This window comes from Arenimonas sp. (assembly GCF_022842045.1).
In the GTDB taxonomy this organism is placed as follows: Bacteria; Pseudomonadota; Gammaproteobacteria; order Xanthomonadales; family Xanthomonadaceae; genus Arenimonas.
Genome location: NZ_JALHQI010000010.1, coordinates 1 through 25,396 on the forward strand (window position 1 = coordinate 1; position 25,396 = coordinate 25,396).

A 25,396-nucleotide genomic window follows, 5' to 3' on the forward strand; every position below is an offset into this window, starting at 1 on the left:
GGCGCCGGACGGCGGCGTCGCGGCGATGGGCCGCGGTGGCGGCGTGCCCGAGGCCGACGGTCGCGGCGGGCTGACGGTCTCGAAACCCTGCGTGGCGGCGGGCCGCGGTGCCGGCATGCCGGTCACCGAAGCGGTGCTGGCGCGACCGCCCCCGGGCGGCGACAGCCGCAGCGCCTGGCCGGGGTAGATCGTGTAGGGCGCGGGGATACGGTTCCAGGCCGCGACCTCGCGGTAGTCCAGCCCGTGCCGGAAGGCGATGCCGTAAAGCGTGTCGCCGCTGCGGACGCGGTACTCGCCGCTGCGCGGCGGCGCCTGCACCGTGCGCTGGGCCGGTCCGGCGCTGGCCGGGCCTTCGCGCTTGACCACCCGCGAGTGGCCGCAGGCCGCCAGCAGCAGCGCGGCGGCAAGCAGGAGGATGGCGCGGGCGGGCGAAGAGGTCATCCGCGCATGTTCAACCAGACGATGGCGCCAAGGATGACTACAGCCACAATCCAGCCCACGGTTTCGATGTAGCGGCGCAGGTGCGGCTCGATCCGCGGGCCGCCCCAGGCCACCAGGCCGGCCACCAGCAGGAAGCGCAGGCTGCGGCCGATCAGCGAAGCCACTGCGAACGGCAGCAGCGGCATCGCCGCGGCGCCGCCGGCGACGGTGAACACCTTGAACGGGATCGGCGTGAACGCGGCCACGAACATGATCCACACGCCATAGCGCGTGAACTGGTCCTGCACCGCCTCGTACTTGCCGAGGTAGCCGACCCGCTCGATCCAGGGCATCACGGCCTCGATGAAGAAATAGCCGAGCGCGTAGCCGATCAGGCCGCCGACCACCGACGTGACCGCCGCCAGCATGCCGTAGCGGAACCAGCGCCTGGGATGCGCCAGCGCCATCGGCGCCAGCATCACGTCGGTGGGCACCGGGAAGAAGATCGACTCGATGGCGCTAATGAAGCCCAGGTACCACGGCGCATGCTCGTGCGCGGCCCAGCGGCGGCAAGCGTCGTACAGCGGGCCAAAGAGCTTCATTCAGAGCGTTCCGGGCAAGAGGGGAACGAAGACGACGCCGCCAAGGTCTTCCTGCACCAGTTCCCCCTCGATGCGGCGCACGCGCAGCAGCCGCTGGCCGCTGGCGCCCCCGATCGGCGCGACCAGGGTGCCGCCTTCGGGCAACTGCTCGAACAGCGCGGGCTCGAGCGCCGCGGCCCCGGCGGTGACGATGATGCCCGGGAACGGTGCGTACTCCGGCCAACCGGCGCGGCCGTCGTCGTGCTTGGTGCGTATGTTCAGGCTGAGGTTGCGGAAACGGCGGCGCGCCACCCGCAGCAGTTCCTCGATGCGCTCGACGCTGTAGGTTTCAAGGCCCAGCGTGGCCAGCACCGCGGCCTGGTAGCCGGAGCCGGTGCCGACCTCGAGCACGCGCGACGGCAGGCCGTGCTCGATCAGCGCCGCGGTCATGCGCGCCACCACCCACGGCTGGGAAATGGTCTGGCCGTTGCCGATCGGCAGCGCTGTGTCTTCGTAGGCGCGGCTCGCCAGGGCTTCGTCGATGAACAAATGCCGCGGCACGGTGCGCATCGCGGTCAACACGCGTTCGTCGCTGATGCCGCCCTCGGCGCGCAGGCGCTCGATCATGCGGTCGCGGGCGCGCGGCGAGGTCATGCCCAGGCCGTGGGCGGCCGGCTGGGTGTGGAAACGGGGGGTCATGCGCTGGGCTTCATGCCTTCGCCGAGGCCGCCGACCCAGCTCGCGACTTTCTCGAGCGCCTGGTACCGGGTGAGGTCGACGTGGATCGGGGTGATGGAGATGTGGCCGGTGCGCACGGCGTGGAAATCGGTGCCGGGGCCGGCGTCCTGCTCGGGACCGGCCGGGCCGATCCACCACAGCGGGCGGCCGCGCGGATCGACCTGCTCGATGCAAGCCTCGGCGCGGTGGCGATGGCCCAGGCGCGTGACTTCGTAGCCGCGCAGCTGGTCCCACGGCAGGTCGGGCACGTTGACGTTCAGGATGGTGTCGGCGGGCAGCGGGTCGACCAGCAGGCGCGCGGTGATCTCGAGCGCGGCGCGGGCGGCCGTGTCGTAGTGGCGGCCGGAGTGTTCGCTGGTCACCAGCGACATCGCCACCGCGGGCAGGCCGAGGAAGCGGCCTTCCATCGCCGCCGCGACGGTGCCGGAGTAGATGACGTCGTCGCCGAGGTTGGCGGCGGAGTTGATGCCGCTGACCACGATGTCCGGGTCGTCGGCCAGCAGGCCGGTGAGCGCGAGGTGCACGCAGTCGGTGGGCGTGCCGCCGACGCGCCAGACGCGGTCGCCAAGCTCCTTGACCCGGATCGGTGCGTCCAGCGTCAGCGAATTGCTGGCGCCGGAGCGGTCGCGGTCGGGGGCCACCACGGTCACGTCGTGGCCGGCGGCCCTCAGGCCTTCGGCCAGCACCCGGATGCCCGGGGCTTCCACGCCATCGTCATTGCTTACCAGTACGCGCATTCGGGGTCCCGCGGAAAGGTCACATGATAGCGGAAGCACCCGCGCCCGCGGCCACCTTGCCATCACCGCGGCGCGGGTTAGTCTTTGACCATGAAGCGCAAGCCGCCCCGCCCGCCCGCCGTGGCCCCCGAAGACGTCGCGCTGTTCCGCGAGGCGATTGGCGAGGTGCGCGAGATCGCCCCGCCGCCCCCGGCGCCCGAGCGCCCGCGGCCGGCCCCGGTGCCGCGCATGCAGGCCCGCGACGAGGCCCTGGCGCTGGCGCAGTCGCGCACGGCCAGCTACCTGGAAGCCACCATCGATGCCGCCGAGGCCCTGGCCTACCGGCGCGACGAGGTGCCGGAGAAAGTGCTCAAGGCGCTCAAACGCGGCCAGTACAGCCTGGGCGGCGAGCTCGACCTTCACCAGCTGCGCGCGGTCGAGGCCGAACGCTGGCTGCGCGAGTTCCTGCACGAATCCCGGGCCCTGGGCCACGCCTGCGTGCGGGTGATCCACGGCAAGGGCCTGCGCACCGCCGAGGGCGGCTCGGTGCTCAAGGCCATGGTGGACCGGATGCTGCGCCAGCGCGCCGACGTGCTGGCGTTCGCCTCCGCGCCCGAGGCCATGGGCGGCACCGGCGCGGTGCTGGTGCTGCTGGCGAAGAAGCGGCCCGGCGAGCGCCTGGGCCTGGGCTGATCGCTCAGCGACCGCCGCTGGCGTCGGTGACCGCGCCCAGCTCGTCCAGCAGCCCGGTGGCGTAGGCGCCGGGGGCCAGCGCGAAGCGCAGCTCCAGTTCGTCGGCCGCCGGCCACTGCCACTGCAGGTCGTGCACGCGCACGCGCAGCGCGCGCCGCTCCTGCTTCATGCCGGCGGCCTCGAGGCCCGCGCGCAGGTCGGCGAAGGGTTCGACCGCCGCTTCCTCCAGCGCCCGCACCGCGTCGCGCGGCCGCAGCTCGCCCACACCCCACTGCGGGCCGGTCGGATGGATGTCCTGGCTGGCGGCACGCGCTCGGGTGGCGTCGTCGAGGGGCTCCGGGCCGAACACGCTCTGGCTGCCGTCGAGCATCCAGACCTCGCCGGCGTCGCCGCTGGCCCAGGTGCCGTCCGCTATTCTCGCCGCGAGCACGGCGTTGAAGATCTCCGAGCGCGCGGCCGAGAGGTAGATCGAGCGCTGCTCGCGCTGGACCCGCTGGCCGGCGAACATCCGGCGCGCGGCCTCGACGTTGTCGCCTTCGCGGCCGAAGCGCTGGGCGCCGAAGTAGTTGGGCAGGCCTTGCGCCGAGATCGCCTGCAGGCGCTGTTCGATGTCGCCGCGGTCGCCGATGACGTCGCGCAGGCGGAGTACGAAGCGATTCCCTTTCAGCGCGCCTTTGGGCAGCTTCCGGTTGTGCCAGTGCGAGGCCAGCACGCGCAGGTCGTCGGACACCAGGTCGTCGAGGGCCGGCGCCACGCGCTTGGGGAAGTGCACCGAGAACCGCTGCCGGGTGACGGCGTGCCGGTCCTTCATGCCGGCGTAGCCGACGCCCATTTCCGGGATGCCGGCCCAGCGCGCGATGCGCTTGGCGGCGAAGGCGGTGTTCATGCCGCGCTTCTCCACCGTCAGCAGCAGGTGCTCGCCCTCGCCCGTCGGCTCGAAGCCGTCGATCTCCTCGACCTGGAAATCCTCGGGCGCGACCCGGAACCGGGCCTGCAGCACCGGCGCGCCGTGGGCGCGCGGCAGCCCGCTCACGCGCGCACCAGCAGCGCCACCGCCATTGCGGCCAGGCCTTCGCCGCGGCCGGTGAAGCCGAGTTTCTCCGAGGTGGTGGCCTTCACGCTGACCGCGTCCACGTCCACGCCCAGGTCGCCGGCGAGGTTCGCGCGCATCGCGGCGGCATGCGGCGCCACCTTCGGGCGCTCGCAGACCACCGTGACGTCGGCATTGCCCACGACCCAGCCGCGCTCGGCCAGCAGCACGCGGCAATGGCGCAGGAACTGACGGCTGTCGGCGTCCTTCCAGCGATCATCCGACGGCGGGAAATGCACGCCGATATCGCCCAGCGCCAGCGCACCCAGCAGCGCGTCGCACAGCGCGTGGATCACCACGTCGCCATCCGAATGCGCCAGCACCCCGCGCTCGTGCGCGATCCGCACGCCCCCGAGCACGACATGGTCGCCCTGCCCAAACGCGTGTACGTCGTAGCCTTGTCCCACTCGGAAGTCAGTCATTTTGGATTTGAACGCGGATATAGGCGGATAGAGCGTCTTTAATTGAGCCGGCAACACGGAAGCGACCGGCAGTTTGAACTTATTCTGATTGATCCGCTCTGATCCGCGCACATCCGCCTTTATCCGCGTTCGAATCAGGGCGCCCCGCTCGACAGCAGGAACTCGGCGAGGGCGAGGTCGGCGGGGGTGGTGATCTTGAGGTTGTCTTCGCGGCCTTCGACCAGGCAGGGGCGCAGGCCGAGGCGCTCCATGGCCATCGCCTCGTCGGTGGGGCGGATGCCGGCGCGCAGGGCTGCCTCGAGGGCGCGGGTCAGGCCGCCGCGGCGGAAGAGCTGGGGCGTCAGCGCGCGCCAGAGGCGCTCGCGCGGCTCGGTGGCCTGGCTCTTGCCGAGGTCGTCGGCGCGCTTGAGCGTGTCGCGCACGGGTGCTGCCAGCAGCGCACCCACCGGATCGGCCTGGCCGATACGAAGCAGGTGCGCCAGGTCCTGCGCGCGCAGGCAGGGCCGCGCCGCATCGTGCACCAGCACCCACTGGTCGGCGTCCACCGTGCCGGGCAGCGCGTGCAGCGCGGCCAGCACCGAGTCGGCGCGCTCGGCGCCGCCGACGCAGGTGAGCACCGGCTTGCCGCCAATCTCTCGCCAGCCGGGCCAGTCGGCGTCGGCAGGTGCCAGCGCCACCACCACACCGTCGACGTCGTCGTGCGAGAGGACCGCCCGCAGGCTGTGCTCGATCACCGTGCGGCCGGCGAGCGGCAGGTACTGCTTGGGACGCTCGCCGCCGAAACGCGTGCCGCGGCCGGCGGCGGGCACGATGGCCCAGGTCATTCGCCGTCCCCGTCGGCGTCGCGGGGCGCCTCCGCCGACGGCGCCGGGGTGCCCGCCGGGTCCACCACGCGATAGAAGGTTTCGCCGGGCTTGATCATGCCCAGCTCGCTGCGCGCGCGGTCCTCGACCGCGGCTTCGCCCGACTTCAGGTCCTCGACCTCGGCCGACAGCGCGTCGTTGCGCTGCTGCAGGCGCGCGTTCTCGCGGCGCTGCTCGGCCACGCGTTCCTCCAGCACCCGCGCCTCGCCCAGCGCGCCCTCGCCCCACCAAAGCTTGAACTGCAGGCCCGCGAGGGCCAGCAGCAGCAGGGCAAAGGGCCACCAGCGGCGCAAGGGCGTCGGCTCAGCGCTTGAGGCTGATGAAGGCGTCGCGGCCGGCGTAGCGGGCCTGGGACCCCAGCGCTTCCTCGATGCGCAGCAGCTGGTTGTACTTGGCCACGCGGTCGCTGCGGCAGAGCGAACCGGTCTTGATCTGGGTGGCCGTGGTGGCGACCGCGATGTCGGCGATGGTGGTGTCCTCGGTCTCGCCCGAGCGGTGCGACACGATCGCCGCGTAGCGGTTCGCATCAGCCATCGTGATCGCTTCCAGCGTCTCGGTCAGCGTGCCGATCTGGTTGACCTTGATCAGGATGGCATTGGCCACGCCCTGGTCGATGCCGTCCTTGAAGATCCTCGGGTTGGTGACGAACAGGTCGTCGCCGACCAGCTGCACCTTGCCCGACAGGCGCTCGGTGAGCAGCTTCCAGCCCGCCCAGTCGTTCTCGGCCATGCCGTCCTCGATCGTGATGATCGGGTACTGCGCGCTCCAGCCTGCCAGGAAATCGACGAACTGCTCGGGCGTGAGGCGCTTGCCCTCGCCCACCAGGTTGTACTTGCCGTTCTCGAAGAACTCCGAGCTGGCCACGTCCAGGCCCAGCAGCACGTCTTCGCCGGCCTTGTAGCCGGCCTTGCCGATCGCCTCGAGGATGACCTCGATGGCTTCCTCGTTCGAGCGCAGGTCCGGCGCGAAGCCGCCCTCGTCGCCGACCGCGGTGCCCAGGCCCTTGCCCTTGAGCACGGCCTTGAGCGAATGGAACACCTCGGTGCCGCAGCGCAGCGCCTCGGCGAAGCTGTCGCAGCCGACCGGCAGCACCATGAACTCCTGCATGTCGACGTTGTTGTCCGCGTGCGCGCCGCCGTTGATGATGTTCATCATCGGCACCGGCAGCGACACCGCGCGGCCGCCGGCCAGGTGCTGCCAGAGCGGCTGGCGCTTCGAGGCGGCCACGGCGTGCGCGTTGGCCATCGACACGCCCAGCAGCGCGTTCGCGCCCAGGCGGCCCTTGTTCTCGGTGCCGTCGAGGTTGATCAGCTTGGCATCCAGGCCGGCCTGGTCGGCGCCGTCGAAGCCCTTCAGCGCGTCGGCAATCGTCGTGTTGACGTTGGCCACGGCCTTGCGCACGCCCTTGCCCAGGTAACGGCTCTTGTCGCCGTCGCGCAGCTCCACCGCTTCCTTCGTACCGGTGGATGCGCCGGACGGCACCATCGCGCGACCGAAGCTGCCGTCGGCCAGCGTCACTTCCGCTTCAAGGGTGGGGTTGCCGCGGCTGTCGAGGATTTCGCGGGCGTGGATCTTGGCAATAGTCGTCATGGTCTTGTCGTTGCTTCCAGGGATTCTTGGATCAGGTCTTGCGAGCGCATCGCCTGCAGCTCGTCCACATGCCGGGCCCGGGCCCGCGCCAGCATGGCCCGGAGCACGATGCCGAACAGCGCGGCGCCGGTCAGCACCAGCAGGATCGCAAGCGGCAGGCGATGGGTCTCGTCGAAGGCCAGGCGCCGCACCGCGAGGTTCAGCACGGCCAAGGCGAACACCACCACCATGGCCCGGCGGAGCCCGTCGCGCACCTGGTCGAGCACGGCCAGCCGCGCTTCGATCAACGCCCGCGGCGGGGATGGGGCCTCGGTCACGCCGACTGCTCGAGGAAGCCGTTGCGCTTGGTGACGCGATCGAGCTCGAGCAGCGTCGTCAGCAGCGCCTCCATCCGCGGCAGCGGCCAGGCGTTCGGGCCGTCGCTCAGGGCCTTGTCCGGGTCCGGGTGGGTTTCCATGAAGATGCCGCTGATGCCGACGGCCATGGCGGCGCGCGACAGCACCGGCACGAACTCGCGCTGGCCGCCGCTCTTGCCGCCCATGCCGCCGGGCAGCTGCACGCTGTGGGTGGCGTCGAAGACCACCGGGCAGCCGGTGTCGCGCATCACGCTCAGCGAGCGCATGTCGGAGACCAGGTTGTTGTAGCCGAAGCTGACGCCGCGCTCGCAGGCCATGATCTGGGTGTTGCCGGTGGCCAGCGCCTTGTCGGTGACGTGCTTCATCTCCCAGGGCGAGAGGAACTGGCCCTTCTTGATGTTCACCGGCTTGCCGGCGCGGGCGACCTTCTGGATGAAGTCGGTCTGGCGGCACAGGAAGGCCGGCGTCTGCAGCACGTCCACCACCGAGGCCACTTCGTCCATCGGGGTGTATTCATGCACGTCGGTGAGCACCGGCACGCCGAGCTGGCGCTTCACCTCGGCCAGCACCTTCAGGCCCGCTTCCATGCCGGGGCCGCGGAAGCTGGTGCCCGAGGTGCGGTTGGCCTTGTCGAAGCTGGACTTGAAGATGAAATGGATGCCGAGCCGGCCGGTGATTTCCTTGAGCTGGCCGGCCACGTCGACCTGCAGCTGCTCGGACTCGATCACGCAGGGGCCGGCGATCAGGAAGAAGGGCTGGTCGAGCCCGACCTTGAAACCGCAGAGTTCCATCAGGCGCTTGCCTCCTTCAGTAGCCGGCCGCCGGCCTTGTGTTCGCGGGCGGCGCGGATGAATCCAATGAACAGCGGGTGGCCGTCGCGCGGCGTGGAGAGGAACTCCGGGTGCGCCTGGCAGGCGACGAACCACGGGTGCGTCGGGATCTCGACCATCTCGACCAGCAGGTCGTCCATCGACTTGGCGCTGATCACCAGGCCGGCGTCCTCGAGCTGGGTGCGGTAGCGGTTGTTGAACTCGTAGCGGTGGCGGTGGCGCTCGCCCACCACGTCCTTGCCGTAGATCTCGCGGGCCTTGGTGCCGGGCTTGAGGCGCTGGTCCTGCAGGCCCAGGCGCATGGTGCCGCCGAGGTCGGACTTCTCGTCGCGGCGCTCCACTTCGCCGCTGGCGGTGCGCCACTCGGTGATCAGGCCGATGACCGGGTGCGGGCAGTTGCGGTCGTTCTCGGTGCTGTTGGCGCCGGCCAGTCCGGCCACGTGGCGGGCGAAGTCGACCACCGCCGCCTGCATGCCGTAGCAGATGCCGAAATACGGGATGCCCTGCTCGCGCGCGTGCTTGACCGTGAGCACCTTGCCCTCGAAGCCGCGGTCGCCGAAGCCGCCGGGCACCAGGATGGCGTCCACGCCGGCCAGCACGCCCACGCCTTCCTTCTCGACCTGCTCGGACTCGAGCCACTTGAGCTTCACCCGCGTGCGCTGGCGCAGGCCGCCGTGCTTGAGCGCCTCGGACAGCGACTTGTAGGCGTCCTGGTGGTCGATGTACTTGCCGACCACGGCCACGGTGACTTCGTCCACCGGATGCTCGACCGCGTCCACCACCGCCTGCCACTCGGACAGGTCGGCCGGCTTGGCCTTGTCTTCCAGCCGCAGGCGCTCGACCGCGATCTGGTCGAGCTGCTGGCTGTGCAGCCACAGCGGCAGCTTGTAGATGTTGTCCACGTCCACGCAGCTGATGACGGCCTTCTCGTGCACGTTGGTGAACAGCGCGATCTTGCGGCGCTCGGAATCGGGCAGCGGCTTCTCGCTGCGGCAGACCAGGATGTCGGGCTGGATGCCGATCGAGCGCAGTTCCTTCACCGAGTGCTGGGTGGGCTTGGTCTTGAGTTCGCCGGCGGCCGCGATGTAGGGCACCAGCGTGAGGTGCATGAAGATGGCCTGGTCCGGGCCGCGCTCGGTGCGGATCTGGCGGATGGCCTCGAGGAAGGGCAGCGACTCGATGTCGCCGACGGTGCCGCCGATCTCGACCAGGCCGACGTCGAAGCCGTCGGTGGCCTCGAAGATGGCGCGCTTGATCTCGTCGGTGATGTGCGGGATGACCTGCACGGTGCCGCCCAGGTAGTCGCCGCGGCGCTCCTTGCGGATCACGTTCTCGTAGATGCGGCCGGTGGTGACCGAGTTCTTGCGGCTCAGGCGCACGCGCAGGAAGCGCTCGTAGTGGCCCAGGTCGAGGTCGGTCTCGGCGCCGTCGTCGGTGACGTAGACCTCGCCGTGCTGGAACGGGCTCATGGTGCCCGGGTCGACGTTGATGTAGGGATCGAGCTTCATCATGGTCACGCGCAGGCCGCGCGCCTCCAGGATGGCGGCCAGGGAGGCCGCGGCGATGCCCTTGCCAAGCGAGGACACCACGCCACCGGTAACGAAGATAAGACGAGTCATGGGTATTGGGGGCGCTGGAAAACCGCATTCTACCGGCTCGACCGCCCCGGGGCGAGAAACTTTTTTGCATCAATGACTTGAATCCGCGCCCCGGCGGCCCCGCCTTGACCGGCCCGGGCGCGACGCCCATCCTGCGGCCTCCCGCCGCCCTGCCCCGCCCGAGCCCACCCCCGGATGAACACCCGCTACAACGCCGCCGACATCGAAGTCCTCTCGGGCCTGGACCCGGTCAAGCGCCGCCCCGGCATGTACACCGACACCACCCGGCCCAACCACCTGGCCCAGGAAGTGATCGACAACTCGGTGGACGAGGCCCTGGGTGGCCATGCAAAGACGGTCGAGGTGACCCTGTTCGCCGACGGCAGCTGCGAGGTGATCGACGACGGCCGCGGCATGCCGGTGGACATCCACCCCGAGGAGAAGATCCCCGGCATCGAGCTGATCATGACCCGCCTGCACGCCGGCGGTAAGTTCAGCGGCAAGAACTACACCTTCTCCGGCGGCCTGCACGGCGTCGGCGTGTCCGTGGTGAACGCGCTGTCGAAGCGGGTCGAAGTGTTCATCCGGCGCGAGGGCCAGGAGCACCGCATGGAGTTCCGCGACGGCGACCGCAGCTCGGCGCTGGAAGTCGTGGGCACCGTGGGCAAGCGCAATACCGGAACCCGGCTGCGCTTCTGGCCCGACCCGAAGTACTTCGACACCCCGAAGATCCACGCCAAGTCGCTGCGCCACCTGCTGCGCGCCAAGGCCGTGCTCTGCCCCGGGCTGACGGTGAAGCTGTACGACGAGGCCACCGGCGAGCGCGACGAGTGGTTCTACGAGAACGGCCTGCGCGACTACCTGCGCGGCGAGCTGGTGGGCCGCGAGCTGCTTCCGGCCGACCTGTTCGTGGGCCACGTGGCCAAGGACACCGAGGTGGTTGACTGGGCCGTGGCCTGGGTGCCCGAGGGCGAGCTGGTGCAGGAGAGCTACGTCAACCTGATCCCGACCGCGCAGGGCGGCACCCACGTCAACGGCCTGCGCTCGGGCTTCACCGACGCGCTGCGCGAGTTCTGCGACTTCCGCAACCTGCTGCCGCGCGGCGTCAAGCTGGCGCCCGAGGACGTCTGGGACCGCGTCAGCTACGTGCTCAGCATCAAGATGACCGACCCGCAGTTCAGCGGCCAGACCAAGGAGCGGCTGAGCTCGCGCCAGGCCGCGGCCTTCGTCGAGAACGCCTCGCACGATGCGTTCTCGCTGTGGCTGAACCAGCACGTCGAGACCGGCCTGCAGATCGCCCAGCTGGCGATCGACCGCGCCGCGGCGCGCCTGAAGACCGAGAAGCAGGTCACCCGCAAGAAGATCACCCAGGGCCCGGCCCTGCCCGGCAAGCTGGCCGATTGCATCAGCCAGGACCTGGGCCGCACCGAACTATTCCTGGTGGAAGGCGACTCGGCCGGCGGCAGCGCCAAGCAGGCCCGCGACAAGGAGTTCCAGGCCATCCTGCCGCTGCGCGGCAAGATCCTGAACACCTGGGAAGTGGAGTCGAGCGGCGTGCTGGCCTCGAACGAAGTGCACGACCTCGCCGTGGCCATCGGCTGCGACCCGGGCGTGGAGAACATCGACGGCCTGCGCTACGGGAAAGTCATCATCCTCGCCGACGCCGATTCCGACGGCTTGCACATCGCCACCTTGCTCTCGGCCCTGTTCCTGCGCCATTTCCCGGCGCTGGTGCGGGCCGGCAACATCTTCGTGGCGATGCCGCCACTGTTCCGCGTGGACGTGGGCAAGCAGGTGTTCTACGCGCTGGACGAGGAAGAGAAGCGGATCCTGCTCGACCGGATCGAGAAGGAGAAGATCCGCGGCCAGGTCAACGTGACCCGCTTCAAGGGCCTGGGCGAGATGAACCCGGTGCAGCTGCGCGAATCCACCATCCATCCCGACACCCGCCGGCTGGTGCAGCTGACGGTGGACGACGCCGACGAAACGCGCTCGCTGATGGACATGCTGCTGGCCAAGAAGCGCGCCTCGGACCGCAAGGCCTGGCTGGAGGCCAAGGGCGACCTGGCCTCGCTCGACGTCTGAGCCAGCAGTCGCCACGACCTTCCCGGGTCTGGCGTCCGGCGCGAAACCGTGACCGAATCTCCAGAAATGTGACGCGCTGCGTCACATTCCGCTTCCGTTCGCTCCCCCGAAAGGCGCCGTTCGTCGGTCCCGATGGACGGCGGTGGCCTGCACAGGCTCCGATTTGCGTGCCGGGCTAACCTTCACTATTGTGACGGCGTCCGCATTTTTGCGACCTGCCCGGACTGGAACCCGGCCAGCAGGGGTATTGGCACGCTTCCTGCATCTTTCTCCCTGCCCGCTAATGCGCGCCCCTGGTCGGCCCTCCGGCCCGGAATCTCCAGCCAAACCAAATCAACGCCTCCCGGCGCTAACCAAGGAAACCGCATCATGAAGAATGTCCGTGCCATCCGAGGCCTGGCCCTCACCAGCCTGGCGTCCCTCGGCCTGATTGCTGTCACTCCGGCCTTTGCCGAGTCGCAGTTCGTCACCACCGGTACCCCGACCGTCGCCAACGCCCGCCTGAACTTCCAGGTGAACGTGCCGCGCTTCCTCGAGTTCCGCGTCGGTTCGGCCAACGCCATCATCGACACCGTCGTCTTCAACGTGGCGGCCGCCAACGTCGGCAATGCCACGCCGGTCGCCGGCGACATCACCGTGGACGTGGCCCTGCGCGGCAACGGCGGCGCCATCTCCCTGAGCGCCGACACCTCGGCCGACCCGCTCAACAGCGGCGCCGACACCATCCCGTTCAGCGCCATCACCACCAACGTGGATGCCGGCACCATCAACGCCCCGGCCCTGGTCGACGGCGCCAGCGCCCCGGTCGCGGTCGCGGTCACCTCCGGCACCCGCGTCACCAACCGTTCGGCCACCTGGTCCTACCAGTTCAACAACGCCGCCGTTTACGGCGCCGGCACCTACGCCGGCCAGGTCGTCTACACCGCGACCATGCCGTAACCCGCGTCCGCGGACCCCGGTCCGCGACGTTGGAACCAACACAGGGGCGGCGAATCGCCGCCCCTGCCTCCGCCACGGAGTGACCCCATGAACCGTACCAGCAAGACCGCGGGAGGCCTGCTCCTGCTTGCCACCCTGCTGGCCTGCCAGGGTGCGGCGGCCTACCAGGCCAACATTGCCGCCGACTCGCGCGCGCTTTACCTGCGGGTCGGCACCGGTGCCATGAACGTCACCGGCGGCTCCTACAACAACGGTGCCCGGCCAATCAATTTCACCGGCATCCAGAGCGTGGTCGTGAACGTGCCGGCCGGCCAGATCGGCAACGGCACCGACCTCCAGATGACCGGCAACGGCGATCTGGTCAGCCACCTCGACAACTTCCTGTTCTGCAACCCCGGCCAGATCTACATCGGCGCCTTCTTCCGGCGACCCACCGGCGGCGGCGGGAACAACAATGCCACCGTGACCGCGAACTACCCCGCCAACCTGAGCACGCCGGCGGGCGATACCATTCCCATGAGCCAGATCCGCTGGGTCAGCAGCGGCAACGGCGACGGCGCGTTCCAGCCGTTCGCGAGCGGTTCGTTCACCGGCAGCGGCCAGCAGGTCGCAGCCTTCGGACGCAACCAGTGGAACGAAAGCTGCCTCACCTTCTTCTACGGCAACGACCAGGTGGTTGCGGCCGGCAGCTACACCAACACCGTCACCTATACCCTCAGCGCACCATGATCCGGTTCCTCGCCCTCGCCGCCCTGCTCCTCGCGCTGCTGCCCGCGCCGGCGGCGGCGCAGGCGTATCCGGTGGACGACTCCGCCAGCCAGGTGCTGAATGGCACCGTGCGCATGCGCTGGGACGATCCGGTGCCGCGCCCCGGCGCCAGCTCGACCATGAGTGGTCGGATGACCGTGATCGTACGCCTGGACGTATCGCCCTGGCTTGGCCGCAGCGGCCGCATCTACAAGAAGCTGGCGCCGCAGCCGCAGGCCCCGGTGCGCGCGCAATGGACCACCCGCGGCGTGATGCAGCCGGGCCAGCTCCGCGACGGCGAGCGCACCCTCGTGTACGCGGGGCCGATCATGAGCGCGATGCTGGAGGACACCTTCCGCGTCACCTTGCAGGCCGACGGCGACCGCCTGCCCGACCATTCCCGCCTCGAGTTCACCTTCGAGATCGAACTGGAGTCGCCGTGATGAACTTGAGCGTTCGCATCGCGTTCGCCCTGCTGGCCCTGGCCGGCGCACTGCCGGTGGCGGCGCAGGGATTCGCCGTGCAGGTGTCGCCGCCGCGCTTCGAGGAATTCGCCAAGCCCGGCACGGTCCACCGCAACGTCATCGAGGTCACCAACAGCAGTGACGCCGAGGGGCGCTTCCGGCTGAAGACCGCCGACTGGACGCTTTCGCCCGACGGCTCGGTCGTGTTCTCGGACGCACTGGCCGCCGGCAGCTGCCGTCCATGGGTGGCGATCGAGGCGGCGAACCTCGTGGTCGCGCCGAACGCGCGCCGCCGCTTCCGTTTCGAGGTGGCGGTCCCGGCGGACGCCGCCGACGGCCAATGCCGGTTCGCGCTGGTGATCGAGGGCGAGCCAGAACTCAAGCCCGATGGCTCGATCCAGGTCAACGGCCGCATCGCGATCATCGTCTACCTCACCATCGGCAATGGCGCGCCGGTGCTGACCCTGGTCGAAACCCGGGTGCAGCCGGTGCAGGGCCGCGACCTGCCGGTGGTCCGCATCCGCAACACCGGCAATGCGCACGCGCGGCTGGCCGGCTTCCTGGATGCGATCGGCGCCGACGGCCGCCGCCTGACCCTGCTGCCCTCGGCCGATCCGATCCTGCCGGGCGCCACCCGCGACATCCCGCTGGTCCCCGTCGCCGAGACCGCCAACGCACCGGAGCCCATGCTCAGCTTCCCGCTGCGCCTCAAGGGCCGCCTGGAGTCGCCGCCGCTGCGGCTGGACATAGATTCGGAAGTGGCGAAGCAGTGAGGCCTGCGCTTTCCATCCAGCCGCTGGCGCTTGCCATCGGCCTTGCGCTTGCGCTCGCCGGTCCGGCGGCGCAGGCGTTCCCGCAAGACGCGGACGAGGAGAGCGCGCCGGCCTATCAGGACCGCATCATCCCCTCCGACCAGCTCGCGCCGCTGCCCGAGGACGAGGGCGAAAGCTTTGACGCCGACGGACTGCCCCGCTCGCTGGACGTGCAGCTGCTCGCCAGCCGCACCGAGCGCGGCCCGGAGACCTTCAACGAGCAGGGCCTGACGGTCGGCGGCTTCTGGGAAACGCTCGACCACGGCAGTTTTTCGCTCGACGCGACCCTGCTGCACGCCGATCGCTCCCGCAACCGGGACGGAGACGGCTGGGGCGGCACCGCGACGCTGTGGCAGCGCGGCCTGTTCCTGGACGGCGGCTGGCGCGGCGACAACGGCGTCGGCGTGCTCAACACCGCGCTGCCGACCTTGTCGCGGGACCAGTACCGTTTCCTGCTGCCCAGCGTGCCGTTCGCCGGTGCCAGCACCGACTGGCGCCAGGCCAGCCGCAACCTGCAGCTGATGGGCTCGTATGGCCGCGGCGGCGTGTTCGATGGCGCCCGCGTGGTCGGCTTCGAGCGCTCCGACGGCGACGTCGCCAGCCTGGGCGCGCAGTGGGAATGGGCGCCCGGCTGGACCGGCGCCGCGACCGCGCTGGCCACCGACGGGCGCCTGGTGCCGGGCGGCGACGGTGGCGTTCTGGTCGAGGAAAACCGCACCCGCGCGCTGCTGGTATCCAACGGCTGGCGCAGCGCGACCCAGTCGTTGACCCTGAACCTTCAGTCCAGCGGCGGGGACCCGGCCAACGCGCTGGGCGCGTGGCTCGACGGCCGCGCCGACCAGGGCCGCTACCAGCATCGCTACGGCCTGTTCCGGCTCGAACCCGAACTTGCATGGGGCGCCTTGCCCATCGCCAACGATGCCGAGGGCGCCTACTACCGGCTCAACTACTCCTACGCGCGCTGGAACTGGAACGCCGGGCTCGACCATATCCGCTCGGTGTCCGGCAGCAGCTTCGAGGGGCTGTACGGCAACTTCTACGGCCGCTACCAGGCCAGCACGCGCCTGGGCTACGGCGGCGGCCTGAACGTGCGCGATTCCGATGCCGGTACCGCCTACAGCACCCAACTCTTCGTCGACCAGGTCAACCGCTGGGGTCAGTCGCGGCTGCAGTGGGACTTCGTCGACAACGGCCCCAGCGGTGGCAACAGCTGGGAGGTCAAGCTCGACCACACGCTGCCGTTCAGGCCCGGCAAGCGGCTGTCCCTGTCGCTCAACCATGGCTCGCTGTCGTACTCGGGCGAAGCGGCCACCCGCACCACGTCGGTGGCGTTCAACGGCGGCATCGACCTCACCCAGCGCCTGAGCCTGGACGGCAGCGCGCGCTATGGGCGCGGCACCGGCCCCGCCGCTTTCCGCGGCACCGATCTCAACCTCAACCTGGCCTGGCGCTTCGCCCGCCAATGGTCGCTGGTCGGCAGCATCTACGAGAACCGCGGCGCGCGTCGTTCGCCCTTCATCCTCGACCCGCTGGCGCCGGACACCTTCATCGACATCCCGCGCGACCGCTCGCTGTTCCTCAGCCTGCGCTACCAGCATCGCGCCGGTACCGCCTCTGGCGTGCTGGGCGGTCCGCCGGGCAGCCCGGTCGGCAGCATCACCGGAAGTGTGTACCTCGACGACAACGGCGACGGGCAGCGCGCGGCGTCGGAGCAGCCGGCGGCCAACGTGACGGTGCTGCTGGACGGCCTGTACGCCGTTCGCACCGACAGCAACGGCGAGTTCACCTTCCCGCGGGTCGCGGTCGGCGCCCATGTCGTCACCGTGGTTCCCGACAACCTGCCGCTGCCGTGGTTCGTGGACGAGGAACTCGATCGCCGCGCGGTCGAAGTGACCGTGCGCGACCAGCAGCGCGTCGACATCGGTGCGAGGCGCCAGCGATGAACCACGACCGGGCCTCGCTGCTGCTCAAACTCTTCGGCCTGGCCCTGGCCGCCGCGATCGCGGTCGGGCTGCAGGCAAGCGAGCGCGCCACCGGCGGCGCCGACCTTTACGGCTACATGCTGGTCGAGGGCCCGCTGGGCCCCACCTGCAGCTACGACTACGTGGACCTGGGCGAAGACGCCGAGGTGCTGGCGCTGCAGCCCGGCCATCCGGCGGCCGCCAGCGACGATTTCGCGGCGGTGCTGCCGCTGGCCGAGCCCTTCGAGTTCTACCAGCTGCCCAACGAGGCGCTGGTGGTGTCGGCCAACGGCTACCTGGCCGCCGCCGGTTCGCTGGCGCAGGAAGACGGCGCCGACTTCAGCAACGACTGCAGCCTGCCGGCGCGTGCCGACAACGCCGCGGCGGTGCAGGACCGCGTGTATGTCTACCACGACGACCTGCGCCCTCAGGCCGGCGGCCATGTCCGCCACGGCTATTTCCCGGATTGCCCGCGGCCGGCCGCGAGCGGGGCGGCCGAGCCCTGCACGGTGGTCGAGTGGAACCGCTTCGAGCGCGCCACCGCGCTGCGCAGCAGCCAGCCGCTGCGGGCACAGGCGGTGCTTTACCACCGCAGCCACGCGATCGCGCTGCAGTACGCCTCGGTCGACGACAGCCGTGCGGCGCAGGCCACCATCGGACTGCAGGGCCTGGACGGCCGCACTGCGCGCGTCGCCGGCTGCGACCTGCCGGATCGGGTCAAGCCCAGGCAGGCCGTGTGCTTCTTCGACCCCCGCCATCGCCCGGCGGGCGCCCGGCGCCTGGTCGCCGAGGCGACGACGCCCTAGCCGCCGGCGGCCATCCCGGCGCGCAGCAGCGCCGACAGCAGCGGCTGCAGCGCCGCGGCCTTGGCCGCGTCGTAGCGCACCGCGTCCTCGTCCATGTAGGTGGACTGCGCCAGTTCCAGCTGAACCGCGTCCACGCCCTGCGCCGGCTGGCCGTAGTGGCGGGTGATGTAGCCGCCCTTGAAGCGACCGTTGGCCACCCACGAATAGTCCGACTGCGCCGCCAGAACCGCTTCCAGCCGCACCTGCACCGCGGGCGAACAGCTGGCGCCCGCCGCGGTGCCCAGGTTGAGGTCGGGCAGCCGGCCCTCGAACAGGAAGGGCACGATGCCGCGGATGGAGTGTCCTTCCCACAGCAGCACGCGGCCATGGCGTTCGCGCAGGCGGGCGAGCTCCTCCGCCAGGGCGTCGTGGTAAGGCCGCCAATAGGTTTCCACGCGCGACTGCACTTCGTCGGCACCGGGCGCCTGGCCCGGCAGGTACACCGGCTCGCCGTCGAAGCGCACCGCCGGGCACAGGCCGGTGGTGTTCTGCCCGGGATACAGCGAGACGTCGTCCGGCGGTCGGTTGAGGTCGACCACGTAGCGCGAGAAGCGCGGCACCAGCACCGACGCACCGAGTGCGCGCGCGAAGGCGTACAGGCGGCTGACGAACCAGTCGGTGTCGGGCACGGCGCGCGCCGCGGGCTGCAAACGCGCGGCGATGTCGTCGGGCACCGCGGTGCCATCGTGCGGCAGGCTCACCAGCAGCGGCGCCTCGCCGCGATGCAGGGTGCAGGCGCTCATGCGCCCCGCCCCTGGAACCGCGAGGGCGCGTACGGCGCCGGGTCGACCGGCGGCGCCCGGCCCAGCATCAGGTCGGCCACCAGCCGGCCGGTGCCGGCCGCCATGCCCATGCCCATCATGCCGTGGCCGGTGGCCAGCCACAGGTTGCTGTGCTTGGGCGAACGGCCGATCAGCGGCAGGTCGTCCACGCTCATCGGCCGCCAGCCGCACCACGGCTCGCGCTTCGCGCCGCCGGGCGGCGAGGCGAGGTACTCGGCCGCGCCGCGCTCGAGCGCGGCCAGCCGGGTTTCGTTCAAGCGGTCGTCGTAGCCGCTGAATTCCATCGTGCTGCCTAGCCGGAACCCGTCGGCCCAGGCCGTGACGCAGACGCTGCGCTCCTTCAGCACCAGCGGCCGGCGCGGCACCACGGCCGGGCGGTCGTAGGTGATCGAATAGCCCTTGCCCGGCTGCACCGGGATCTCGAGCCCGAGCATCTGGCCGAAGCGCGGCGACCAGGCGCCCATCGCCAGCAGCACCTTGCCGCCGCTGCGGCGGCCTTCGCTGGTCTGCACCGCATCGATGCCGTTGCGGCCGCGCTCCAGGCCGCCCACCAGCACGCCTTCCTCGATCACGCCGCCGGCCTCGCGCACGATGCGCGCCAGCTCGGCGGTGTAGCGGTCGGGTCGCAGCTGGGCGTCGCCCGGGAAGTGGATGGCGCCGGCCAGGCCGGGGCGCAGCGCGGGTTCGTCGGCCGCCAGCGCGGCGCCGTCGAGCACCCGGGCCACGATGCCCAGCTCGGCCAGCAGGCCCAGGTCGCGCTGCTGCTTCTCCAGCGCCCGGCGGCTGCGGAAGACGTAGTGGAAGCCCGAGGCCTCGAAGCCGCAGTCCAGGCCCTGGCCGTAGACGAGGTCCTCCGTGAGCGCACGCGAGAGATTGAGCAGCGCGCCCTTGGCCACGCCGCTCTGGCGCCAGTCGGTGGCGTTGCAGCGGCCAGCCACGCGCATCAGCCAGCGCATCAGCGCCGGGTCCCAGCGCGGCTTGATGTAGAGCGGCGCCGACGGGCTCAGCATCCAGCGCAGCGCCTGGCCCACCATGCCCGGGGCCGCCAGCGGCGGCGCGTGGCTGGGCGTCAGCGTGCCGCAGTTGCCCCAGGAAGCGCCGCCGCCGACCCGGCCCTGGTCGAGGACGCGCACCGAGCGGCCCTCGGACAGCAGGTAGTGCGCGCAGGCCAGGCCGATCACGCCGCCGCCCAGGATCAGGACATCCGCATCGCCGCTTTCGTTCATGCGCGTAGTTTACCCGCGGGCCCGTGGCCGCCGGTCAACGCCGCATCGGCGGCAGCCGCAGGTAGGTGAGCGTGCGCCACAGCCACTCCATCGGCCCCATCCGGAAGCGGGCCAGCCAGGCCTGGCTCAGCACCACCTGCACGACGAAGAACCCGAACACGAACGGCACCTGCCAGGCCCGCGGCAGCTGCTCGAAATACCCCAGCCCCCAGCCCGAGAAGATCCAGGTACACACCAGCGACTGCAGCAGGTAGTTGGTCAGCGCCATGCGGCCGGCCGGCGCCAGCCACATCAGCCGCGGCGCCAGCGACGACTGCAGCGCGCGCTGGATCCAGGCCAGGTAGCCCAGCGCCATCAGCGTGCCGCCCAGCGTGAACAGGCCCATCGCCGCCGCCACCGGCAGGTCGGAGCGGACGAAGTCCATCGTCGGGCTGATGGCGCAGGACGCCAGCACCATCGCCAGGCCGACCGGCAGCGCCACCCAGCGGAGCATCCGGTATATGTCGGCGAATTCCGCCGGGCGCGCGATGGCGCCGCTGCGCGCGAACCAGGCGCCGACCAGGAACAGCCCCAGGATTTGCCAGCCCCAGAACGCCAGGAAGCCGAGCATCTGCAGCAGGTCCTCCCTGCGCTGCGCCACCGACTCGGCCCAGGTGCCGGCGCCAAACGCCTGGCGCTGCGCCTCGAGCTGGGCCGCCATGGACGCGCCCTGCTCGGCCATGCCTTTTTCCATCTCGGCCGCGCCCTCGGGCGTCATCATCACCAACGTCACCAGCCCGCCCACCAGCAGGAAGAACAGCGATGGCGCCACGATGAAGGCGGCGCCCCACTTGGGCAGGCGCGACACCGGCGTGCGCCGGAACAGGAACATCAGCGGGAAGGCGAGCAGCGCGTAGGACACCAGCACGTCGCCGTTCCAGACCAGCAGCGCGTGCGCCAGGCCAATCGCCAGCAGCGCCAGGATGCGGCGCAGGTAGGTAGGAAGGAACGGGCGCCCGGCCGTCTCGGCCCGCATCATCATCACCGCGAAGCCCATGCCGAACAGCATCGAGAACAGCGGGTAGAACTTGCCCTGCACGAACACGTAGATGAGCGCGTCGGCCCACCAGTCGGCGCCGGTGAGCGCCGGGTCGAGGCCGGTCATGGCGCCCAGCAGCGGCCCGACCATGCCTTCGATGTTCATCAGCAGGATGCCCAGCAGCGCGAAGCCGCGCAGCACGTCCATGGCGTCGATCCGCGCGGGCGCGGCGGTGGCAGTGGCCGGAAACGGTTCGGTCATGGCGGGCGCTCCGATCAGGGGTACCCCGATCATCCGGGCCGGCCGACCGGGCCGCAAGCGGCCCCGAAACGAACAGGGCCCGCCGAAGCGGGCCCCGCGGGACGTCGCGGCGGGCCGGGCGTCAGTGCTGCACGCCGCCGTCGCCGTGCACGTGGCCGTGCTCGATCTCGACCGGCTCGGCCTCGCGCACGTCGACGATCTCGACCTGGAAACTGAGGGTCTTGCCGGCCATCGGATGGTTGAGGTCCACGTCCACCACGGTCGCGCCGACCTTCACCACGGTGACCGCGCGCGGGCCCATGTTGGTGCCCAGCACCACCTGCTGGCCCGGCTGCAGGCGGGTTTCGCGGAAGTGCTTCTTGGGCACGCGCTGGACGAAGCCCTCGCGGCGCTCGCCGTAGGCCTGGTCCGGGGTGACGGTGGCTTCGAAGCTGTCGCCCGCGGCCTTGTCCATCATCGCGGCCTCGAGGCCGGGGATGATGTTGCCGGCGCCGATCAGCACGGCCAGCGGCTCACGGTCCTTCGAAGTCTCGCTCGGCGGCTGGCCGACTTCGGACACGGTGTAGTGGAAACGGACGACGCGGTTCTTCTCGATCTTCATGATGGTTCCGGGTTGGGCCGGTGACGCGACCGGCGGGATGGGGCACACTCGGCCCGTGACAGCGAACGCGCATTATCCCGGCCACCCCCGCCCGGCGCCAGTTCCCCGGAACGGCGGCCTGCCGCCGGCAACGCCGCTGGTTCGTGGCCTCTGGCTCGCGTCCCTGCTGGCGCTTGCCGCCTGCTCCTCCGGCCCAAAACGTTCCGATGCGCCCGCCCGCGCCGCCGCGCCCGCGTTCCGCGTGGTGGACGTGGCCCCGGCCGACCCCGTGCGCGCCAACGACGTGCTGATGCGGGCGCTGGGCCTGGTCGGCACGCCCTACCGCTGGGGTGGCAACACGCCGGCCGGCGGCTTCGACTGCAGCGGCCTGGTCGGCTTTGTGTTCCGCGACGCCGCCCAGCTGGCGCTGCCGCGAACGACCCGCGAAATCGCCCAGTTCCGCGCCGGCAAACCGCCCCGCGATCGCCTGGCCCCGGGCGACCTGGTGCTGTTCGGCAAGCCCACTTTCCACATCGGCATCTACGTCGGCGAAGGCCGGTTCGTGCACGCGCCCAGCACCGGCGGCACCGTCCGCCTCGACCGCCTCGATGGCCCGTACTGGGGCCGCCACTACGACGGCGCCCGCCGCCTGCTGGACTAAGGCACAGGCTCTGGCCGCAGCCACAGCCAGGTACCGACGACGGCCATGATCCCGGTGCCGATCGCGGCCATCCACCACTTCGGCGCGGTCAGGAAGAAGATCACCGCACAGACCGCCATGCTGCCGATGGCCCACTGCTTGGCGCGCCGGCTCACCGAGCCGGTGGCCTGCCAGTCGCGGATCATCGGGCCGTAAAGGCGATGCGCCAGCATCCAGGCGTGCAGGCGTTCCGAGCCGCGCGCGGCGGCGTAGGCCGCCAGCAGCACGAACGGCGTGGTCGGCAGCCCGGGCAGGAAGATGCCGACGATGGCCAACCCCAGCGCCAGGTAGGCCAGCAGCAGCCACAGCCAGCGCCGGGCGCGGCGGCCCAGGCTCATTCGGCGCGCAGGCCCGCCACGGCCTGCTCGATGTCCTTGCTCAATGCCATCACCTTCAGCGCGTACTCGGCCAGTCGCTGGTCGTCGGGGTCGGTGGGGCGCCACGGCGGCACGGTGGACGGCTTGCCCTCGACGCCATCCAGCGCCACGAACACGATGACGCAGTGCGTGCACAGGCGCTCGCCGCCGTCCTGCATCGGATCGCGGGCGCGGACGTCCACCGCGAAATGCATGCTGGAGGTGCCGGTGTAGACGAGCTTGGCGGTCACCGTGACGAGGTCGGAGGTGCGGATCGGCGCGACGAAGCGGATGCCGCCCACGGCCACGGTGACGCTGTAGCGGCCGCTCCAGCCGACCGCGGCGGCATAGCCCACCTGGTCGATCCACTTCATCACCACGCCGCCGTGGACCTTGCCGCCGTAATTGACGTCGGTGGGTTCGGCCAGGAACCGGAAGGTCAGCTCGCGCTGTTCGCCGCTCATGCCGAGGCTCCCGACGTGGCGCCGGTGACGGCGTCGCTCACCGCGCGCCGGCGCATGCGCGCGTGCAGGCGGTCGCGGTGGCCCGCCAGTTCGCGCGCCTGATTGATGCGGGACGTGGCGTCGGCGGCGGCCGGCTGGGCGTCCCGCAGGCCGCGGTATTCGGCATAGGCCTCGAGCACGTGGCGGATGTCCTGCAGCAGCAGCTCGAGCATGATCGCGTCGTCGAGCAGGCCGATCACCGCCACGTCGTCCGGGATCATGTCCTCGGGGTCGCTGAAGTAGGCCAGCAGTTTCAGCAGCTCGGCGCGCTCGACCTGGGGCAGCGACCAGGCCTCGTCCTCCAGCATCTCGATCAGCTGGACCACCGACAGCAGGGTCTTGCGGATGTACCCCGGGGCGCTGGCGATCGGCAGGGTCTCGAGCGCGTGGCGGGCGGCGGCGACGATGTCGCACTCCTCGGCGCAGGCCACCCGCCGCTCGGCCCGGGCCAGGGCCTCGTGGAAGCGGTCGATGTCGCCGGGTTCCAGTTCGAAGGTGATCTTCACGCGCCAATCCTACTTCACGCCCCGCCCCCCTGTGGGAGCGGGCCGGATGAACCGGGGGTTCAGCGGCGCTGGCCGCGCGGCCCGGATTCGCGTAGCATCCGCCCCGTTTGCTGCACGGCTGACCGTTTTCCCCCGGTATGCCCGCCACCCAGGCCCCGAGCGCTGCTCGCCCTGCGTCTGGCCCCACTCCGCACGCCTTTCGCTGCGCAAACCCGTCAGGACCGCCTTGGTCCCTGCCGTAAAACCAGATGCACCAGCTCGCAGCGCGGTTTCAGGGAACGCTCCGGGTTACACGAACGGAGTACCACCATGTCTTTTGAAACCCTTGGGCTCGCGCCCGAGATCACCCGTGCGCTGGCCGAACTCGGCTACGCCCATCCCACCCCGATCCAGGCCGAGGCGATCCCGCTGGTCATGGCCGGCAGTGACCTGATGGGCGGCGCCCAGACCGGCACCGGCAAGACCGCGGCGTTCTCGCTGCCCCTGCTGCACCGCCTGGCCCAGGCCGGCCCGATGTCCGGCCCGCGCAAGCCGCGCGCGCTGGTGCTGGTGCCGACCCGCGAGCTGGCCGTGCAGGTGTTCGACAGCCTGCGCGCCTACGGCAAGCACCTGCGCCTGAACAGCACCACCATCTACGGTGGCGCCGGCATGCAGCCGCAGATCGACGCGCTGCGCCGCGGCGTCGACATCCTGGTCGCCACGCCGGGCCGCCTGCTCGACCACCTCGAGCGCCGCAGCGTGGACCTCTCGCACGTCGAAATCCTGGTGCTGGACGAAGCCGACCGCATGCTCGACATGGGCTTCCTGCCCGCGATCAAGCGCGTGATGGCCAAGATCCCGTCCCGCCGCCAGACCCTGCTGTTCTCGGCGACCTTCGAGGACGCGATCAAGAAGCTGGCGATGGAGTTCCTGCGCGACCCGAAGGAAGTGCAGGTCTCGGTGCGCAACGCCGTCGCCACCAACGTCACCCACATCGTCCATCCGGTCGATGCCAGCCGCAAGCGCGACCTGCTGCTCGAGATCCTGTCCAAGCGCTACCAGGACCAGGTGCTCGTGTTCGGCCGCACCAAGCACGGCTGCAACCGCCTGTCGGAGCAGTTGGACAAGGCCGGCATCAACTCGGTCGCCATCCACGGCAACAAGAGCCAGGCGCAGCGCCTGAAGGCCCTGAAGGACTTCAAGTCCGGCAAGGCCCGCGTGCTGGTCGCCACCGACGTCGCCGCGCGGGGCCTCGACATCCCGCTGCTGCCGATGGTCATCAACTTCGACCTGCCGATGGTCGCGGAAGACTACGTGCACCGCATCGGCCGCACTGGCCGCGCCGGCGCCTCGGGCGAGGCGATCTCGCTGGTCTCGCACGACGAGGGCGGCCTGCTGCGCGCCATCCAGCGCGTGCTCAAGGCCGACATCGAGATGGTGGAAGTCGAGGGCTACTCGCCGCAGCGCCCGATCCGCATGGGCAACGACGCGCCCTCGGGCCGCCCGGCCGGTGGCCAGCGCCCCCCGCAGCGCCACGCCCGCCGCCCGCACGTCAACAACGGCGAGCGCCACGCGCACGCGGGCCCGAAGAGCCCGCGCGACGGCAGCCGCGGCCGCGGCGGCGAAGCCCGCACCGCGCGCTGATCCGGCGCCGCGTTGCCTCATGAGGGCCGCCTTGTGCGGCCCTTTTTTTTCATCAGTGGCCAAGAAACGCCCTGCTTGCGTCCGGACCCGC

Annotated in this window: 29 protein-coding genes; 10 read left to right on the forward strand and 19 right to left on the reverse strand. The window is 70.8% G+C overall.

All coding sequences use genetic code 11. The features are described 5' to 3' along the window. From Q0C12_RS03845 to surE, 4 genes are all read right to left on the reverse strand, one after another. Positions 1–441 (reverse strand): LysM peptidoglycan-binding domain-containing protein (locus tag Q0C12_RS03845; RefSeq protein ID WP_290886424.1); only part of this gene is annotated, 441 nt, incomplete at its 3' end. Then, positions 438–1,022, reverse strand: coding sequence for a YqaA family protein (locus Q0C12_RS03850; protein ID WP_290886426.1), 585 nt, complete (start codon positions 1,020–1,022; stop codon positions 438–440). The genes Q0C12_RS03850 and Q0C12_RS03845, both read right to left, overlap by 4 nt. After that, positions 1,023–1,700: a protein-L-isoaspartate(D-aspartate) O-methyltransferase gene (locus Q0C12_RS03855; RefSeq protein WP_290886428.1), complete on the reverse strand. Its 678-nt coding sequence runs from the start codon at positions 1,698–1,700 to the stop codon at positions 1,023–1,025. Continuing rightward, positions 1,697–2,476 carry a 5'/3'-nucleotidase SurE gene (surE, locus tag Q0C12_RS03860; protein ID WP_290886430.1) on the reverse strand — a complete coding sequence of 260 codons (780 nt, stop codon included), beginning with the start codon at positions 2,474–2,476 and terminating at the stop codon, positions 1,697–1,699. The genes Q0C12_RS03855 and surE overlap by 4 nt, the downstream gene beginning before the upstream one ends. A 90-nt stretch (positions 2,477–2,566) precedes the next feature. Between surE and Q0C12_RS03865 the strand changes: the two genes are divergently transcribed. Then, complete coding sequence (locus Q0C12_RS03865) at positions 2,567–3,148, forward strand: Smr/MutS family protein (protein WP_290886432.1); 582 nt, start codon at positions 2,567–2,569, stop codon at positions 3,146–3,148. 4 nt (positions 3,149–3,152) lie between these two features. Here the strand turns inward: Q0C12_RS03865 and truD are convergent, their stop codons facing one another. From truD to Q0C12_RS03905, 8 genes are all read right to left on the reverse strand, one after another. Continuing rightward, positions 3,153–4,181, reverse strand: a complete 1,029-nt coding sequence (gene truD / locus Q0C12_RS03870) for a tRNA pseudouridine(13) synthase TruD (RefSeq protein WP_290886434.1) — start codon at positions 4,179–4,181, stop codon at positions 3,153–3,155. Further along, positions 4,178–4,660 carry a 2-C-methyl-D-erythritol 2,4-cyclodiphosphate synthase gene (ispF, locus tag Q0C12_RS03875; protein ID WP_290886436.1) on the reverse strand — a complete coding sequence of 161 codons (483 nt, stop codon included), beginning with the start codon at positions 4,658–4,660 and terminating at the stop codon, positions 4,178–4,180. Before ispF ends, truD begins: the two co-directional genes overlap by 4 nt. A gap of 134 nt (positions 4,661–4,794) precedes the next feature. Beyond that, positions 4,795–5,484, reverse strand: a complete 690-nt coding sequence (gene ispD / locus Q0C12_RS03880) for a 2-C-methyl-D-erythritol 4-phosphate cytidylyltransferase (protein ID WP_290886438.1) — start codon at positions 5,482–5,484, stop codon at positions 4,795–4,797. Further along, the gene (gene ftsB / locus Q0C12_RS03885; protein ID WP_290886440.1) at positions 5,481–5,816 is read right to left on the reverse strand and encodes a cell division protein FtsB; all 336 of its coding nucleotides are present in this window, start codon (positions 5,814–5,816) and stop codon (positions 5,481–5,483) included. Before ftsB ends, ispD begins: the two co-directional genes overlap by 4 nt. A gap of 10 nt (positions 5,817–5,826) precedes the next feature. Continuing rightward, entirely contained in the window at positions 5,827–7,113 is a 1,287-nt protein-coding gene (gene eno, locus Q0C12_RS03890) for a phosphopyruvate hydratase (protein WP_290886442.1), read from the reverse strand. Next, positions 7,110–7,430, reverse strand: a complete 321-nt coding sequence (locus tag Q0C12_RS03895; RefSeq protein ID WP_290886444.1) for a hypothetical protein — start codon at positions 7,428–7,430, stop codon at positions 7,110–7,112. Before Q0C12_RS03895 ends, eno begins: the two co-directional genes overlap by 4 nt. Then, entirely contained in the window at positions 7,427–8,260 is an 834-nt protein-coding gene (gene kdsA, locus Q0C12_RS03900; RefSeq protein ID WP_290886446.1) for a 3-deoxy-8-phosphooctulonate synthase, read from the reverse strand. The genes Q0C12_RS03895 and kdsA overlap by 4 nt, the downstream gene beginning before the upstream one ends. Further along, positions 8,260–9,918 (reverse strand): CTP synthase, encoded by a 1,659-nt coding sequence (locus tag Q0C12_RS03905; protein ID WP_290886448.1) that lies wholly within the window; start codon positions 9,916–9,918, stop codon positions 8,260–8,262. Before Q0C12_RS03905 ends, kdsA begins: the two co-directional genes overlap by 1 nt. Before the next feature lie 174 nt (positions 9,919–10,092). Here Q0C12_RS03905 and parE point away from each other — a divergent pair, with 174 nt between their 5' ends. The 7 genes from parE (at position 10,093) to Q0C12_RS03940 (ending at position 17,711) form a co-directional block, all read left to right on the forward strand. Beyond that, positions 10,093–11,982 (forward strand): DNA topoisomerase IV subunit B, encoded by a 1,890-nt coding sequence (gene parE, locus Q0C12_RS03910; RefSeq protein WP_290886450.1) that lies wholly within the window; start codon positions 10,093–10,095, stop codon positions 11,980–11,982. Between the two features lie 369 nt (positions 11,983–12,351). Further along, complete coding sequence (locus Q0C12_RS03915) at positions 12,352–12,921, forward strand: hypothetical protein (RefSeq protein WP_290886452.1); 570 nt, start codon at positions 12,352–12,354, stop codon at positions 12,919–12,921. Between the two features lie 87 nt (positions 12,922–13,008). Then, positions 13,009–13,650, forward strand: a complete 642-nt coding sequence (locus tag Q0C12_RS03920; protein WP_290886454.1) for a hypothetical protein — start codon at positions 13,009–13,011, stop codon at positions 13,648–13,650. Beyond that, positions 13,647–14,111, forward strand: a complete 465-nt coding sequence (locus tag Q0C12_RS03925) for a hypothetical protein (RefSeq protein ID WP_290886456.1) — start codon at positions 13,647–13,649, stop codon at positions 14,109–14,111. The genes Q0C12_RS03920 and Q0C12_RS03925 overlap by 4 nt, the downstream gene beginning before the upstream one ends. Beyond that, positions 14,111–14,905 carry a hypothetical protein gene (locus Q0C12_RS03930; RefSeq protein WP_290886458.1) on the forward strand — a complete coding sequence of 265 codons (795 nt, stop codon included), beginning with the start codon at positions 14,111–14,113 and terminating at the stop codon, positions 14,903–14,905. Before Q0C12_RS03925 ends, Q0C12_RS03930 begins: the two co-directional genes overlap by 1 nt. Further along, positions 14,902–16,887 (forward strand): carboxypeptidase-like regulatory domain-containing protein, encoded by a 1,986-nt coding sequence (locus Q0C12_RS03935; RefSeq protein ID WP_290886460.1) that lies wholly within the window; start codon positions 14,902–14,904, stop codon positions 16,885–16,887. Before Q0C12_RS03930 ends, Q0C12_RS03935 begins: the two co-directional genes overlap by 4 nt. Continuing rightward, positions 16,884–17,711, forward strand: coding sequence for a hypothetical protein (locus tag Q0C12_RS03940; protein WP_290886462.1), 828 nt, complete (start codon positions 16,884–16,886; stop codon positions 17,709–17,711). The genes Q0C12_RS03935 and Q0C12_RS03940 overlap by 4 nt, the downstream gene beginning before the upstream one ends. Here Q0C12_RS03940 and hutG read toward each other — a convergent pair. The 4 genes from hutG to Q0C12_RS03960 form a co-directional block, all read right to left on the reverse strand. Beyond that, positions 17,708–18,493 carry an N-formylglutamate deformylase gene (gene hutG, locus Q0C12_RS03945; RefSeq protein WP_290886465.1) on the reverse strand — a complete coding sequence of 262 codons (786 nt, stop codon included), beginning with the start codon at positions 18,491–18,493 and terminating at the stop codon, positions 17,708–17,710. The two genes, Q0C12_RS03940 and hutG, sit on opposite strands and share 4 nt — an antisense overlap. After that, a complete protein-coding gene (locus Q0C12_RS03950; protein ID WP_290886468.1) occupies positions 18,490–19,758 on the reverse strand; it encodes an FAD-dependent oxidoreductase in 1,269 nt (422 codons plus the stop codon). The genes hutG and Q0C12_RS03950 overlap by 4 nt, the downstream gene beginning before the upstream one ends. Positions 19,759–19,792: 34 nt before the next feature. Then, positions 19,793–21,037, reverse strand: a complete 1,245-nt coding sequence (locus Q0C12_RS03955; protein WP_290886470.1) for a DUF418 domain-containing protein — start codon at positions 21,035–21,037, stop codon at positions 19,793–19,795. A 121-nt stretch (positions 21,038–21,158) separates the two neighbouring features. Continuing rightward, positions 21,159–21,638: a peptidylprolyl isomerase gene (locus tag Q0C12_RS03960; protein ID WP_290886472.1), complete on the reverse strand. Its 480-nt coding sequence runs from the start codon at positions 21,636–21,638 to the stop codon at positions 21,159–21,161. 163 nt (positions 21,639–21,801) lie between these two features. Between Q0C12_RS03960 and Q0C12_RS03965 the strand changes: the two genes are divergently transcribed. Further along, a complete protein-coding gene (locus Q0C12_RS03965; protein WP_290886589.1) occupies positions 21,802–22,278 on the forward strand; it encodes a C40 family peptidase in 477 nt (158 codons plus the stop codon). On the opposite strand, the gene Q0C12_RS03970 is transcribed toward Q0C12_RS03965, so the two are convergent. From Q0C12_RS03970 to Q0C12_RS03980, 3 genes are read right to left on the reverse strand one after another with little or no spacing between them, the layout of a single operon-like run. Then, positions 22,275–22,649: a YbaN family protein gene (locus Q0C12_RS03970; RefSeq protein WP_290886592.1), complete on the reverse strand. Its 375-nt coding sequence runs from the start codon at positions 22,647–22,649 to the stop codon at positions 22,275–22,277. The two genes, Q0C12_RS03965 and Q0C12_RS03970, sit on opposite strands and share 4 nt — an antisense overlap. A 2-nt stretch (positions 22,650–22,651) precedes the next feature. Next, positions 22,652–23,137, reverse strand: coding sequence for an acyl-CoA thioesterase (locus tag Q0C12_RS03975; RefSeq protein WP_290886474.1), 486 nt, complete (start codon positions 23,135–23,137; stop codon positions 22,652–22,654). After that, entirely contained in the window at positions 23,134–23,682 is a 549-nt protein-coding gene (locus Q0C12_RS03980) for a YkvA family protein (protein ID WP_290886476.1), read from the reverse strand. Before Q0C12_RS03980 ends, Q0C12_RS03975 begins: the two co-directional genes overlap by 4 nt. A 309-nt stretch (positions 23,683–23,991) precedes the next feature. On the opposite strand from Q0C12_RS03980, the gene Q0C12_RS03985 reads away from it, so the two are divergent. Then, entirely contained in the window at positions 23,992–25,305 is a 1,314-nt protein-coding gene (locus Q0C12_RS03985) for a DEAD/DEAH box helicase (RefSeq protein WP_290886479.1), read from the forward strand. Positions 25,306–25,396 lie beyond the last annotated feature (91 nt).

What these genes read in the sequence shown, in the direction of transcription:
- Q0C12_RS03850 (WP_290886426.1), bottom strand. Translation starts at nt 1,022, where the DNA reads ATGAAGCTCTTTGGCCCGCTGTACGACGCTTGCCGCCGCTGGGCCGCG.
- Q0C12_RS03855 (WP_290886428.1), bottom strand. Translation starts at nt 1,700, where the DNA reads ATGACCCCCCGTTTCCACACCCAGCCGGCCGCCCACGGCCTGGGCATG.
- surE (WP_290886430.1), bottom strand. Translation starts at nt 2,476, where the DNA reads ATGCGCGTACTGGTAAGCAATGACGATGGCGTGGAAGCCCCGGGCATC.
- Q0C12_RS03865 (WP_290886432.1), top strand. Translation starts at nt 2,567, where the DNA reads ATGAAGCGCAAGCCGCCCCGCCCGCCCGCCGTGGCCCCCGAAGACGTC.
- ispF (WP_290886436.1), bottom strand. Translation starts at nt 4,660, where the DNA reads ATGACTGACTTCCGAGTGGGACAAGGCTACGACGTACACGCGTTTGGG.
- ispD (WP_290886438.1), bottom strand. Translation starts at nt 5,484, where the DNA reads ATGACCTGGGCCATCGTGCCCGCCGCCGGCCGCGGCACGCGTTTCGGC.
- eno (WP_290886442.1), bottom strand. Translation starts at nt 7,113, where the DNA reads ATGACGACTATTGCCAAGATCCACGCCCGCGAAATCCTCGACAGCCGC.
- kdsA (WP_290886446.1), bottom strand. Translation starts at nt 8,260, where the DNA reads ATGGAACTCTGCGGTTTCAAGGTCGGGCTCGACCAGCCCTTCTTCCTG.
- Q0C12_RS03905 (WP_290886448.1), bottom strand. Translation starts at nt 9,918, where the DNA reads ATGACTCGTCTTATCTTCGTTACCGGTGGCGTGGTGTCCTCGCTTGGC.
- parE (WP_290886450.1), top strand. Translation starts at nt 10,093, where the DNA reads ATGAACACCCGCTACAACGCCGCCGACATCGAAGTCCTCTCGGGCCTG.
- Q0C12_RS03915 (WP_290886452.1), top strand. Translation starts at nt 12,352, where the DNA reads ATGAAGAATGTCCGTGCCATCCGAGGCCTGGCCCTCACCAGCCTGGCG.
- Q0C12_RS03920 (WP_290886454.1), top strand. Translation starts at nt 13,009, where the DNA reads ATGAACCGTACCAGCAAGACCGCGGGAGGCCTGCTCCTGCTTGCCACC.
- Q0C12_RS03925 (WP_290886456.1), top strand. Translation starts at nt 13,647, where the DNA reads ATGATCCGGTTCCTCGCCCTCGCCGCCCTGCTCCTCGCGCTGCTGCCC.
- Q0C12_RS03930 (WP_290886458.1), top strand. Translation starts at nt 14,111, where the DNA reads ATGAACTTGAGCGTTCGCATCGCGTTCGCCCTGCTGGCCCTGGCCGGC.
- Q0C12_RS03940 (WP_290886462.1), top strand. Translation starts at nt 16,884, where the DNA reads ATGAACCACGACCGGGCCTCGCTGCTGCTCAAACTCTTCGGCCTGGCC.
- hutG (WP_290886465.1), bottom strand. Translation starts at nt 18,493, where the DNA reads ATGAGCGCCTGCACCCTGCATCGCGGCGAGGCGCCGCTGCTGGTGAGC.
- Q0C12_RS03950 (WP_290886468.1), bottom strand. Translation starts at nt 19,758, where the DNA reads ATGAACGAAAGCGGCGATGCGGATGTCCTGATCCTGGGCGGCGGCGTG.
- Q0C12_RS03955 (WP_290886470.1), bottom strand. Translation starts at nt 21,037, where the DNA reads ATGACCGAACCGTTTCCGGCCACTGCCACCGCCGCGCCCGCGCGGATC.
- Q0C12_RS03960 (WP_290886472.1), bottom strand. Translation starts at nt 21,638, where the DNA reads ATGAAGATCGAGAAGAACCGCGTCGTCCGTTTCCACTACACCGTGTCC.
- Q0C12_RS03975 (WP_290886474.1), bottom strand. Translation starts at nt 23,137, where the DNA reads ATGAGCGGCGAACAGCGCGAGCTGACCTTCCGGTTCCTGGCCGAACCC.
- Q0C12_RS03985 (WP_290886479.1), top strand. Translation starts at nt 23,992, where the DNA reads ATGTCTTTTGAAACCCTTGGGCTCGCGCCCGAGATCACCCGTGCGCTG.